Consider the following 12,648-nt stretch of genomic DNA (forward strand, 5'->3'; position numbering starts at 1 on the left):
CGCTTAATGCTTTGGCGAGGTAAAATTTAAAAACCTCTAAAATTTCGCCTTAAATTTCCGATTTATTTGCTAGATTAAGGACTTGATATGAATATAAATTTAAATTTAAGCGGATTTAACTTCTATGCTCCTAAGGGACATCAGAATTTGGATAAGGCAAAACAGCTTTCAAGTGAAATTTTAACCTCTTCAAACGAGAGTAGCGACGAAATGATAAAAAAGCTAAAAGAGATCTTAAAAGAGCTCAGTAAAAACGAAAATCCCTATGCAAAAGAGATGCTAAAGAGCTTAAGTATCCAAAGCGCTACTATAAACGGCAAAATTTTACAGATAAACTCTCAAATTTTAAAGATTATGCAGCAAAAATTAAGTTAATATCAAATAAAATCTTAAAAATTTACTCATAATATTGCAAATTCTTAATTTAAAATTAATTGCTAATTTAGATTATATTCGCAAAATCAGAATTATTTGTTATATATACTTATTTGTATTTCAAAGAAACTATTTGAAAATTTTATTTTAAAATATAATTATGTTTTAATATTATTGATAAGTAAGATTTTGGTAAAATTGAATGAAAATTACTCTTATCTATTGATTGGTTTAAATTCTTAATTTAGAGTAAGATTTTTATTCTCAAGGCATATATAAAAATTCAGGGCGATACTCAAAGTGCATGGTGTCAAAGCTTGCCCACCGACCGCCCCAGATAAAGCCGTGCTTTTCAAAAATTCGAACTATTTTTTCAGGGATTTGGTTGCGATAAATTCCGTCTTTGCTCCATTGCCAATAATCGCTTTTATCGGTGTTTATATCAATTGCAATTCCGTAAGCATGCGCGCTTTTGCGGTTTGTTTTGGCTATGACGCGGTAGTTAAACGTGCCTGAAGGATTATCTAGAAATTTAAGCATGTCAGGCTCTTTATCAACCAGCTCATCAAGCTCTTTTGAAACCGCTTCAAGAGCTTTAGCTGCGCCATTTTGCGAGTTAAATTTAAACTTTTTATTTACATGTTTTTCAAGCCAAATTACATCAACCAAATTTGCTCTAACTCCGGCTTCGTCTTTGCCGTAAATTTCATCTAAAAGCTCATAGTTTCGGTATCTTCCTGCATCGGTTGTAGGCACTTTAAGCTCTCCAAAGAGCTCATAATGCTCGGCAAAGATATCTTCAATATCGGCATTTGATAAAAGCGCTTCCTTGTCTTTTGCCAATCCGTCGTCAAAGACTATCTCTCTTCCGCTCTTAAATTTAAGCATATTTCCCTCTATCTTTACTCCATAAGCTTGCTCGATCGCGTTTTTTGCGCTTGGTTCTGCCAGGATGTTCATGGAGGTGATCTTAGAAAGCAAAAGATCTTTTTCATCTATATCGCTACGATCCTTTCCGATGTCAATCTCGGTTAGCGCGATACCGCCGATAAGCGCTCTGCCTGCGTCTTTAGTTCTTACGCCCCAAGCGTCATGAAGTGCAAGCAGATTGCCCTCTTTTTCACCTACGTAGATCATGATATGACCGCTTAGATGAAGCAGTGTTAGATACGGAGTAGCTTGCTCTTTGATGATTTTTATCTTTTGCTCGTTATTTAAATTTGCAAGCGAAATTTGCCTACCTATCTTGCTTTGCGCTTTGGAGTTACGCGGAAGCCAAATTCCAAATTCGCTTAAAAAGTCTTGTGTTAGCAAAGAGCAGTCGCGTTTGCTCGCAAAGCCGCCCCAACCATAAGGCTCGCTAAGTAGGCTTTGGGTTAGTAGTCTTGTGTTAGCGTCGCTAAATTCAAGCGGATAGTTTGAGGTGATACTTTTTGAAATTTCATATCTTTTAACTCCTGCGCGAGTGTAAATTCGCCCGTAAAATTTATGTTCATCCTCGCTTTCAAAGGCAAGAATTGCTCCTATCCTAGAATAAAATAAAAATTCGCCGTTTGTATCATAAACAGGCGATTTATCACGCGTGATAGTTATAAATTTTGCGTTTTGCAGCTCGTTTGCTTCATCTTGGCTTAAAATTTTAATATCCTCAGCACTTATCCAGCCCATGATATTATCGTTAAATGCAAACACCCAAGCTTTATCAAGCGAATAGTGCGAGATCAAAAGCGGATAGCCGATACTTAAAGTGGAAGTTTGCAAGTAGTCAAACGGAAATCCTTCGCCAGCTTTTGCAGGGTTTAAGAGGATGGCTTCATCTGTCGGTAAATTTCTAAGCGAAGTCGTTGCCGTAGTGATCGCGGGAACTAAAAGCGAGCCGAAAGCCTCAGTGTTGGCGTTAGCTTGTTGCGCGCTAAACCACTCATCGGTAATCGGCTTTAAATTCATGCCGTAATACTGCCTTTTGGCTGAATTTTTATAGACATCAATCGCCCAAAACGACTCTTTTTTGCTGTAAGGAGGCTCTTTAAGCAGCAGTATGCCAAAGCGCTTTTTAAGCAAATTTTGCCCGTTAAATTTTACTTTTTTGGGATTTAAAGGCATCGCCGAAGCGGTTTGAGGAATGCTAAAATTTAGGTATGAAATTTTGCCCGGGTTACTTTGATCAAATAGCTTTTCGTTGCCTTTTGGAGCGCTAACCTTAGCGCAAGAAGTTAAAAAAACGGCTATAAAAATTAAAAAAATTGTTCGTTTCAAATTTATCTCCTATGATTTAGGTTATAATTTTACAAAAAAACAGGAAAATTTTTGTTAAACCAAATTTTAGAAATTTTACGCAATTCTAATATCTTTTTAACGGGTAGAGGCGGAGTCGGTAAAAGCTACTTGACAACTGCTATCATAAAGCACTATAGAAGCGAGCTTAAAAACGTAGTCGTGCTCGGAAGTACGGGCATAAGTGCCGTAAGCGTCGGCGGAGTTAGTATCCATAGCTTTTTTAAATTCGGAATTTGTTCGAATTTGGAGGAGTTAAAGGGTCTTGATCGCAAGCAAAAGTCCAAAGTAAGCAAAGTAAAAGCCATGCTTGATAGCTGCGATCTGCTTGTGATCGATGAGATTTCAATGGTGAGTGCAAATTTGATGGAGATGATCTATCATCGGATCATAAACTCCAAATTTGTCGGGCGTATAATGCTTGTAGGGGATTTTTATCAGCTTCCGCCCGTGCTTAAAAAAGAGGCGAACGAAAATGCGCTGTTTAAATTTCTTTATGCTTTTAGCTCGCACGCTTGGAGTGAATTTGAGCTAAAAAATATCGAGCTGGTAGTGTCAAAGCGCACAAAAGATCTTAAATTTTATGAAATTCTCTCAAATCTTAGAATCGGAAAGCTGGATGAGGAAACTATAAGATATATCGAGAATTTGTGTGTAAAAAACGTGCAAATTTCAAGCGAAACAAGCGTGCTTTTTGGCAGGAATTACGAGGCTGACGCACTAAATGCGCAAATGCTTGAGCGTCTTGAAAGCAAGCTTGAGATAAGCGAGGCTTTGGTTGAAATTTATGATGAAAATTTGCATGAAAAGACGCTTGAAGGCTGGATAAACAGCCTTGCAGTGCCTGAGATCATGCATATGAAAGTCGGGGCTAGAGTTATATTTGTCACAAACAAATGGGGCGAATATTATAACGGTGAGCGCGGCGAAATAATGCAAATTTTAAAAGAGGACGGCGTGATAAAAAGCGTCATGGTACAAAAATCAAACGGCGATATTATAGAAGTTGAACCAAATCGCTTCGAGCTTAGCGAATTTGAGCTTGTCGGCGAAAATATAGAGCAAAATGTGCGAGCTTCGTTTATGCAGTTTCCTTTTAAGCTGGCTTACGCGCTTACGATTCATAAATCTCAAGGCATGAGTATAGATAACTTGGTCTGCGATTTAAATCACATCTTTGCTAACGGGCAGCTTTACGTGGCGCTTTCACGAGCGACCGATCCTAGAAATTTAAAGCTTATTTACGCAAGAGCTCAAAATTTTAGAGATTATCTAAGAAATGTGGTTAAAATAGACGAAGAAGTTGAGAAATTTTATAAAGAAAATATCTTTGAAAATATCAAGGAGGAGCAGTGAGAAAAATTTTTATAGCGTGTTTGTTAGCGGTTTTAGGGTTTGGTGAGAGCCTTGATATAAGGGACTTTGAAACCGATCTTTACTCAAGAGACGTGCAAAATTCGATAAAAAAAGTTAGCGTTAGTTTGCTTGTTTCAGGAAGGGATGTTCAAGATAGTGAAGCGTATATACTTGATGGCTTAAACGTGGTGATAGGAAGCTTTTATGTCGAGGATCTGCTAACCTCAAAAGGTAAGGAGAAATTTAAAGAAACCTTTGCTAAATACACATCCAAAAAGCACTCGGTTGATATTGATGAAGTGCTTATCATCTCGCTTAAAATCGTGCGTGAGCCAAAGCTTGAAGAGCTGCTGGACTTGCTAAGGGATCAAAAAAATAGCGGCTCAAAGAGCAGATCAAAAAGCTCTAAAACAACGGAAGACGATGAAGATATAATCATTAAAAAAGGCGGCAAGATAGAGCTGCAGCCGCTTGATTTAAATTCGATTAAGGATTTTGGAAAGGATTTTGGCGAGTAAAAATGCTCGCCAAATTTGAAAGTTATTGATTTATGACGTCGTAAAATGAAGGGATGACAGGAGCGAGTATCTCTTCGCTTATGGCTTCATCTTTTTTTGCATCTTCAAATATGATTTTTATCTTGTTGCCAAGCTTGTCTTGATAATCAATCCTTGTCGGAAGCTCGTTTTTAATAGCTATAAAATACTCTATGCCGTCAAATTCGGCTTTATATAAGTCGTCTTTAATGCGAGTGGCTTTTTTAAGGATATTGGCTAAATTTGGAGTATTTTCAAGGCGTGATATGATAGCTTGCTCAAGCTCATCTTCGATAACTACTACGCGGTTTTTGTCAAAGTAAATTTTCTTTGGAGTAGGCTTGTCGTATATCCAAAGCGCTTTGTTATCGTCTGTTGCATAAAATTTGCCATGATACTCGATATTTGATTCGTTGCTTGTAACGGTTTGCACAAAGTCGCTTTCAAGGGTTTTAAAGCTTAAAGAATTCGCCAAAACAACGCCACATAGCGATAAGATAGCTGTTATTTTTCTCATTATTTTTCCTTTTGGCGGGAATTGTAGCTAAGTTTAATTAAACAAATGGTAAAATCTTACCTTTATAAATAACTAACAAGGCGGATAGATGATAAGTAGCATTATGCAAAAAATCTTCGGAACCAAAAATGATCGAGAGGTCAAGAAATACGCAAAAAGAGTTAAGGACATAAACGCGCTTGAGCCAAAATATCAGGCTATGAGCGACGATGAGCTAAAATCTAGCTTTAACGAGTTAAGAGAGGCGATAAAAAGCGGCTCAAAGAGTATGGATGACGTGCTAAACGATGTCTTTGCTATCGTTAGGGAGGTTGGAAAAAGAACTCTTAATATGCGTCATTTTGACGTTCAGCTCATCGGCGGTATGGTGCTTCACGAGGGCAAGATAGCCGAGATGAAGACGGGTGAGGGTAAGACTTTGGTTGCGACTTTGCCTGTGGTGCTAAACGCTATGAGCGGCAAGGGTGTGCATGTAGTTACGGTGAATGACTATCTTGCCAAGCGTGACGCTACGCAAATGGGTGAAATTTATAATTTTTTAGGTCTTAGCGTAGGTGTAGTGCTTTCGGGTCAATATGATGATGAGGCAAGAAAGGCCGCTTACGGCTCTGATATAACATACGGCACGAACAACGAATTTGGCTTTGACTATCTGCGCGATAATATGAAAATGGAATTTAAAGACAAGGTTCAGCGCGAGCATAACTTCGTAATCGTCGATGAGGTGGATAGTATCTTAATCGATGAGGCAAGAACTCCGCTTATCATTTCAGGTCCTACAAATAGAACCCTTGACGGATATGTCAAGGCGAACGAAGTCGCTAAGGCGCTAGCCAGAGGTGTGGCACCCGAAACTCCGCAAGAAAAGGCTACCGGAGATTTTGTAGTAGATGAAAAAAACCGCACCATAGCCATAACCGAAGAGGGAATTAGCAAGGCTGAAAAGTTATTTGGAGTAGAGAATTTATACAACCTTGAAAACGCTATCTTAAGTCATCATCTTGATCAGGCTCTTAAGGCGCATAATCTATTTGAAAAAGACGTTCATTACGTCGTGCGCGATAGTGAAGTCGTGATAGTTGATGAATTTACAGGACGTCTTAGTGAGGGAAGGCGGTTTAGCGAGGGGCTTCATCAGGCTCTTGAGGCAAAAGAGGGCGTTAAAATTCAAGAGGAGAGCCAAACGCTTGCCGATATAACCTTCCAAAACTATTTTAGGCTTTATAGCAAACTTTCGGGCATGACGGGAACTGCGCAAACGGAAGCTACGGAATTTGCTCAAATTTATAAGCTTGACGTTGTATCAATCCCTACAAATGTACCTGTTGTAAGAGTTGATCATAATGACTTAATTTACAAAACTCAAGATGAGAAATTTAAGGCGGTTATTGCCGAGATCAAAAAAGCTCACGATAAAGGTCAGCCTGTGCTTGTGGGAACAGCTTCTATCGAGCGAAGCGAACTGCTTCACGCCATGCTCGTAAAAGAAAAGATCCCCCACTCGGTGCTAAATGCTAAAAATCACGAAAAAGAAGCTCAAATCATAGCCGAAGCCGGTGCCAAAGGAGCCGTAACTATAGCCACAAACATGGCGGGTCGCGGTGTGGATATCCGTATAAACGATGAGGTTAGAGCGCTTGGCGGACTATATATCATAGGCACAGAAAGGCATGAGAGCAGACGTATAGATAACCAGCTAAGAGGTCGTTCTGGTCGTCAAGGAGATCCGGGAGTTAGCCGTTTTTATCTAAGCTTAGAGGATAATTTGCTGAGAATTTTCGGAAGCGATCGTATAAAAAGTATCATGGATAGGCTCGGTATTGAAGAGGGCGAAAGCATAGACTCAAAGATGGTAACTCGTGCCGTTGAAAACGCACAAAAGAAAGTCGAAAATTTGCATTTTGAAGCCAGAAAGCATATCTTGGAATTTGACGATGTGGCAAACGAGCAAAGAAAGACTGTTTATAAATTTAGAAACGAGTTGCTTGATCCGGAATTTGATATAAGCGAAAAGATTAAGCAAAATAGAGATGAATTCGTAATAAATCTACTTGATCAGGCTGAAATTTTCCCTGAAGTATTAAAGAGCGAATTTAATCTTAACAGGCTTGTTTCTATACTCGCAGAAAACGGGTTGGGAGTTGATGAGGGCGAGTTAAGAGAGCTTGATTATAAAGATTTGGCTCAAATAATAACCGATAAATTTGAAGCTCAGTATAACGAAAAAATGAGCGTACTTGAAGAGTCGCAAAGAAAGTATCTTGAAAAAGTGCTTTGCTTGCAGGTCGTTGATACGACTTGGAGAGAGCATTTATATCAAATGGATATCTTAAAAACAGGTATCGGGCTTCGCGGCTACAACCAAAAAGATCCGCTAACCGAATATAAAAAAGAGAGCTTTAATCTCTTTATGGAGCTTGTATCTCGCATCAAATTTGAAGGAATTAAAATTCTAAACGCCGTTAGGCTAAAAAATGCCGAAGAGATCGAGGCTGAGCAACAAGCTTTAAGAGCTATGCAAGAAGAGCAAAACGCCCAGCTTAAATACTCAAACGAGGAGCAAGAGGATAAAAAACAAGAGGTAAGAGCTAAAAAAATTCCTCGCAATGAGCCTTGCCCTTGCGGAAGCGGTAAAAAATACAAAGAGTGTTGCGGTAAGAGCGGTCCTAAAAAAGGAGCCTTTGCGGGCTGATAATAGATATTTCCAAGGCAAGCTTTAAGGCCGTCTTGGAAATTTGATAAATTTGCTTTGTAAAATAAATATGGAAGATTCATGAGTGTGGTAAAATATCTGCTATTTAAATACCTTCGTTTTGACAAAAGCCAGCCTTTTATAACGCTTTGTGCGATTTTGGCGTTTCTTGGCGTGAGTATCGGCCTTATGGTGCTGATAATCGCCATGGCTTTAATGAACGGCTTTGATAAGGAATTTGAACGCAAACTTTTTACCATGAATTATCCCATTACTATCCTTTCTCATATTCGCGGCAATATCGACGATAGTGATGTTGAGCAGCTTAAGGCTAAATTTCCTCATCTTAAATTTAGCCCTTATATAATGACTCAAGTTATCATCAAAAACAGCGGAAGTTTTGATGGAGGGATACTCTTTGGCGTAAATTCTAAGGCTGAAAAGACGATAAATTCGGTAGTAAAAGAGGCCCTTGGGCAAAAAGAGCTTATTGGATACGAGTTGCTTGTAGGAAGCGGCATAAAGAGCGATTTTGTATTAAGCGGAGCCGATAAGCTAACTCTTATATTTACTAAAAATGATCCAAGCGGCTTTGCTCTCATACCAAAAATGAAGCGATTTGACGTAAATGCAAGCTTTAATTCGGGACTTGTGGCTTATGATAAAAGCTATCTTTATACATCGGTTGAAGCCCTGCGTAAAATTTTAGACTACGAAGAGGGTAGGTATGACGGAATTCACGTCTATTCGGATAAGCCTTTTGTCGATATCGAAAATATAGCAAAAGAACTTCCTTTTTCTATGAGAGCTATCGGCTGGTGGCAGCAAAACGGAAACTTTTTCTCGGCGCTAGCTCTTGAGAAAAGAGCACTTTTTATAGTGCTTATGCTGATTATTCTTGTGGCTTCTCTTAACATAATAAGCTCGCTTTTGATGACTGTGATGAATCGTCGTCAAGAAATCGCGCTTCTACTCTCTCTTGGGGCTAGTAAAAACGAGATAAAAAAGAGCTTTTTTGCGCTTGGCGTTACTATAGGTGGAAGCGGAATTGTCTTTGGCGTGATACTTGGGCTGTTTGGAGTTTGGTTGCTTGGTAGCTTTGATATTATAAATTTACCTGCCGATGTTTATGGCGATAGCAAGCTACCTATGGAACTTTCGGCGGTTGATTTTATCTCTATAGTCGCAGGAGCGATCTTTATAGTAGCGCTTTCATCATATTATCCTGCCAAAAAAGCAGCCCAGATAAACGTGCTTGAAACACTTAGGAACGAGTGAGATAAATTTCTTTTTAACTAGATCTTATATTTTCTAAATTTTCAAAACTAAAGATATTTAAGCTGTTTTTGTAGGTGTATACTAAATTTAGCTTATGCGCTCTTAGGATGTTATCCACTATGTAAAGGCCAAGACCAAAGCTTTTTTGCGCATCCTCGCCTTTAGTAAAGGGCTCGATGTAGTGAGCAAGCTCTTGCTTAAGAGGTTCGCCTTTGTTGATAAATTTAATACTTCCTTTATTTATCGTGATGTTTACATGCTTGTCGGGCGAATACTTTAATGCGTTATCTATCATGTTTTTAACTGCGATTGCAAAGAGTTTGAAGTCCACATTTATACTAAAATCATCAAGCTTGTTTATAGTAACGCTCTCTTTTTCGACTATCGCGATATCAAGCGCTTCGTCTATAATGTCATCAATCAGGCAAATTTTTGTATTGTTTAGCGCGATGTTTGATGTGACTTGCTCGACTGCCGCAAATTCGTTTATCAGGCTTTCAAGCTTTTGAAATACTGCAATAAGGCGTTCTTGATTTTTATCTTTTTGTATCATTTCGGCAGTGATTCGCCCTTTTGTGATAGGGGTTTTAAGCTCGTGCATTATGTTTCTTAAAAAAAGTTTGCGCGAGTTGTTTAGGCTTTTTATTTGTGAGACTGCATCATAAAACGCCTCTGCAACTTCTGAAATTTCATCTTTTCCGCTACTTACGTTTTTTATCTTATCTATCTCGCCTTTAGCGAAAATGTCTATTTGTCTTTTTAGTTTTCTAAGCGGCTTTAGTTTTTTGATAACAAATACATAGGCAGCAAGCAGTATGAGTGCAACCAGTATAAATATAATTTTTATAATGTCATAACGATATGGCTGATAGTCGCTATCTTTTAGCAACAAAATTTTATCTATATGCTGAATTTTAAGGTAGTGGTGTTTGTCATAAAGCATGATTGCACTTGAGCCGATATCTGCTGAAATTTCTTCCAAAACCATCGCGTTTTTTAAAATTTCTTCCTTTTGAGTATCGTTGGTTATCTCAGGCATATTTATGCCCTCAAGCTGCCTATCGTACTCTTTTTCATTAATTATCCCGCTCATGTAAAAGAGGGTGTTTCTAGCAATTGTGGAGTATTTTGCGTTTAACTCTCTGGTGTAGTTTTGCTTGTCATAATCCATCAGCCACAAAAAGGCTAAGAATATGCTCGTAAGCGCTAGGATAAATATAAAAGTGATAGTGTAAAATACCGATGAGCGTTTCATTGGGACCTAAATTTATTGTATCAGCTTATAGCCGATCCCGCGAATTGCATGTATATATGTAGGTTCTTTCGGATTTTCGCCAAGCTTTGCCCTTATCCTTCCGATTATGACATCTATACTTTTGTTTGAGGAGTCTTCGTTTATGCTGTTGCAGTTGTATATAAGCTCTTCACGAGTTATGGCGCCTCCTTCTTTTTTGATGAGATATTTAAGAATATCATATTCTGCCGCGGTTAAATTTAAAGCCTCTCCTTTAAATGTTATAGTATGCTCAAAGTCGTTTAATACAAGGTCTTTGGGTGCCATTTTCTTCTCTTGTGAGACAGACACGCTTTGGCGCCTTAGGTGACTTTTGATACGGGCTAACAGCTCTTGCGGATCATATGGCTTTGGCAGATAGTCGTCAGCTCCATTATCTAGAGCATTTACTTTGTCCGTTATATCGTGTCTTGCGCTTGAGATTATTATAGGTATTTCATGTCTTTTTCTTATCTCTTTACAAACTTCAAGCCCGTCAAGACCCGGAAGAGTAAGATCAAGTATAACAAGATCAAATTTGCCGGTGTTTAAAGTAGAAAGCCCTATATAAGGCTCTTCTGCAATAGTTACTTTTATATCGTAATTTTCTAAGTATTCGGTTAGGATTTCAGCCAGTTCAAAATCATCTTCAATCATTAAAATTTCTACCATAATATCTTCCTAGCTTGTAATTAATTTAGCCCGATTATAGCAGATTTTGATAAATGTTACAAAAAAGAACAGGGCGCAAATTTAAGCGCCCTTAAGAATTATTTTATAACGAGCCCTTGTATTATGCCGCCTCTATTAACCCAAACGAGAGTTTTTTTGTTTTTTGAATTTGATAAGGCTTTGTTGAAATCATCAATGTTTTTAATATTTTCTTCGCCTATTTGTATGATGATATCACCCTTTTTAAATCCAAATTTATCGGCTTTTGAGTCGGTTTTGATATCAGTTACCAGTACGCCTACTATATCTTGAGGAATTTTGTATTTGTATCTGATATCATCTGTTATTGATGTAACGCTAAGTCCTTCAATCGATGAGGTTCCTTTTGTATTGCCTGTTTGTTGCGTGTTTGCAAGTTTGATTTTGGCAGATTCTATTTTGCCCGAGCGTTCGTAATTTACGGTTATTTCTTTATCTGGAGCAAGAGAGCCTATGATATTTTTTAGATCGTTTGCGTTTTTAACTCTCTTATCATCTATTTGTATTACGAGATCGCCTCTTTTAAGTCCTGCAGCATCGGCAGGAAGACCTTTTTCTACGCTGCTTATAAGAGCACCTTCTTTATTTTTATATATCTCTTTTTGCTCGGTTGTTAAATTTGCTATCATTACGCCGATGTATCCGCGCTCTATCTTACCGTCTTCTATAAGCTTTTTGGCTATCTCTTTGGTCATATTTGAAGGAATCGCAAATCCTATGCCGTTGTTGCCGCCGCTTCTTGATAAGATAGCTGAATTTATACCGACTAAAGCTCCGCGACTATCTACTAATGCACCGCCTGAGTTGCCGGGGTTTATAGAGGCGTCCGTTTGGATGAAATTTTCGTATTGGTTTAGTCCGATGTTGTCTTTATTAAGACCTGAAATGATGCCTTGAGTGATACTTCCGCCGACTCCGAACGGATTTCCTATGGCAAATACTATATCGCCTTCCATTATCTTAGAAGAGTCGGCTATCTTGATAGCTTTTAAATTTTTAGCATCTATTTTTATGATCGCAAGGTCGGTTTTTGGGTCGGTTCCGATAACTTTTGCTTTGTATTCTTGATCGTCTTCAAGCAAGGTTACTACTATCTCATCACTATCTTCAATCACGTGGTTGTTTGTAACTATATATCCGTCATTTGATATGATAACGCCAGAGCCTAAAGATGTGGTTTTTTGTTTATCTTGAGGAATTCTAAAGTTAAAGCCGAAAAAATCTCTAAAAAACGGATCGTTAAACATCTGATCTATGCCGTTATCTACTGTAGATGTCTTTGTAGTTGAGATATTTACAACCGATTTTTTGGCTTCTGATATTGAGCTATTATATGAGAGGATTACGCCTTGAGTTTCTTCAGGATTTACTCTTGTCGCATCATCTCTTGCTTCATTAAATGTTATCGTAGTAGCAAATAAAGAACAAGCCGCTACCAGAGATACTGCTAATATCTTTTTCATCTTTATGTACGTCCTTTACATTGTTTAAATTTTAAAGTGACATTATAAAATAACCCGCTTAACGCAAAGTTAATATTTTAATTATAAGTTTGATGAATTGTAAATTTCTCCAAGCTTGATTGACATAGACTAAAGTTTTATGCTACAATTTTTATAAAATTAATTAAATATAA

At 38.0% G+C, this 12,648-nt stretch carries 10 protein-coding genes; 5 read left to right on the forward strand and 5 right to left on the reverse strand.

Going from position 1 to position 12,648, the window contains the following annotated elements; all coding sequences use genetic code 11:
* The first annotated feature begins 87 nt into the window (after window positions 1-87).
* Window positions 88-375, forward strand: coding sequence for a hypothetical protein (locus CORI_RS04445; protein ID WP_173030974.1), 288 nt, complete (start codon window positions 88-90; stop codon window positions 373-375).
* Window positions 376-639: 264 nt separating this feature from the next.
* On the opposite strand, the gene CORI_RS04450 is transcribed toward CORI_RS04445, so the two are convergent.
* The gene (locus CORI_RS04450) at window positions 640-2,631 is read right to left on the reverse strand and encodes a M15 family metallopeptidase (RefSeq protein ID WP_254064961.1); all 1,992 of its coding nucleotides are present in this window, start codon (window positions 2,629-2,631) and stop codon (window positions 640-642) included.
* A 51-nt stretch (window positions 2,632-2,682) separates the two neighbouring features.
* Between CORI_RS04450 and CORI_RS04455 the strand changes: the two genes are divergently transcribed.
* Both CORI_RS04455 and CORI_RS04460 read left to right on the forward strand, forming a co-directional pair.
* On the forward strand, window positions 2,683-4,005 hold the full coding sequence (locus CORI_RS04455; RefSeq protein ID WP_173030975.1) for an ATP-dependent RecD-like DNA helicase: 1,323 nt from the start codon (window positions 2,683-2,685) through the stop codon (window positions 4,003-4,005).
* Window positions 4,002-4,523 (forward strand): hypothetical protein, encoded by a 522-nt coding sequence (locus tag CORI_RS04460; protein WP_173030976.1) that lies wholly within the window; start codon window positions 4,002-4,004, stop codon window positions 4,521-4,523. Before CORI_RS04455 ends, CORI_RS04460 begins: the two co-directional genes overlap by 4 nt.
* 22 nt (window positions 4,524-4,545) lie before the next feature.
* Here the strand turns inward: CORI_RS04460 and lolA are convergent, their stop codons facing one another.
* A complete protein-coding gene (gene lolA / locus CORI_RS04465) occupies window positions 4,546-5,058 on the reverse strand; it encodes a LolA-like outer membrane lipoprotein chaperone (RefSeq protein WP_173030977.1) in 513 nt (170 codons plus the stop codon).
* An 88-nt stretch (window positions 5,059-5,146) separates the two neighbouring features.
* Here lolA and secA point away from each other — a divergent pair, with 88 nt between their 5' ends.
* Together secA and CORI_RS04475 are read left to right on the forward strand one after the other, a co-directional pair.
* On the forward strand, window positions 5,147-7,750 hold the full coding sequence (gene secA, locus CORI_RS04470) for a preprotein translocase subunit SecA (RefSeq protein ID WP_173030978.1): 2,604 nt from the start codon (window positions 5,147-5,149) through the stop codon (window positions 7,748-7,750).
* An 81-nt stretch (window positions 7,751-7,831) separates the two neighbouring features.
* Window positions 7,832-9,028: an ABC transporter permease gene (locus CORI_RS04475; RefSeq protein WP_173030979.1), complete on the forward strand. Its 1,197-nt coding sequence runs from the start codon at window positions 7,832-7,834 to the stop codon at window positions 9,026-9,028.
* Between the two features lie 13 nt (window positions 9,029-9,041).
* On the opposite strand, the gene CORI_RS04480 is transcribed toward CORI_RS04475, so the two are convergent.
* The 3 genes from CORI_RS04480 to CORI_RS04490 form a co-directional block, all read right to left on the reverse strand.
* A complete protein-coding gene (locus CORI_RS04480) occupies window positions 9,042-10,283 on the reverse strand; it encodes an ArsS family sensor histidine kinase (protein WP_173030980.1) in 1,242 nt (413 codons plus the stop codon).
* Window positions 10,284-10,295: 12 nt separating this feature from the next.
* Window positions 10,296-10,973, reverse strand: a complete 678-nt coding sequence (locus CORI_RS04485) for a response regulator transcription factor (RefSeq protein ID WP_173030981.1) — start codon at window positions 10,971-10,973, stop codon at window positions 10,296-10,298.
* 98 nt (window positions 10,974-11,071) lie between these two features.
* The gene (locus tag CORI_RS04490; protein ID WP_173030982.1) at window positions 11,072-12,475 is read right to left on the reverse strand and encodes a Do family serine endopeptidase; all 1,404 of its coding nucleotides are present in this window, start codon (window positions 12,473-12,475) and stop codon (window positions 11,072-11,074) included.
* Window positions 12,476-12,648 lie beyond the last annotated feature (173 nt).

Origin of the sequence: Campylobacter sp. CCUG 57310 (assembly GCF_013201975.1) — a bacterium.
Lineage (GTDB): Bacteria > Campylobacterota > Campylobacteria > Campylobacterales > Campylobacteraceae > Campylobacter_A > Campylobacter_A canis.

What these genes read in the sequence shown, in the direction of transcription:
- CORI_RS04445 (WP_173030974.1), top strand. Translation starts at nt 88, where the DNA reads ATGAATATAAATTTAAATTTAAGCGGATTTAACTTCTATGCTCCTAAG.
- lolA (WP_173030977.1), bottom strand. Translation starts at nt 5,058, where the DNA reads ATGAGAAAAATAACAGCTATCTTATCGCTATGTGGCGTTGTTTTGGCG.
- secA (WP_173030978.1), top strand. Translation starts at nt 5,147, where the DNA reads ATGATAAGTAGCATTATGCAAAAAATCTTCGGAACCAAAAATGATCGA.
- CORI_RS04475 (WP_173030979.1), top strand. Translation starts at nt 7,832, where the DNA reads ATGAGTGTGGTAAAATATCTGCTATTTAAATACCTTCGTTTTGACAAA.
- CORI_RS04480 (WP_173030980.1), bottom strand. Translation starts at nt 10,283, where the DNA reads ATGAAACGCTCATCGGTATTTTACACTATCACTTTTATATTTATCCTA.
- CORI_RS04485 (WP_173030981.1), bottom strand. Translation starts at nt 10,973, where the DNA reads ATGGTAGAAATTTTAATGATTGAAGATGATTTTGAACTGGCTGAAATC.
- CORI_RS04490 (WP_173030982.1), bottom strand. Translation starts at nt 12,475, where the DNA reads ATGAAAAAGATATTAGCAGTATCTCTGGTAGCGGCTTGTTCTTTATTT.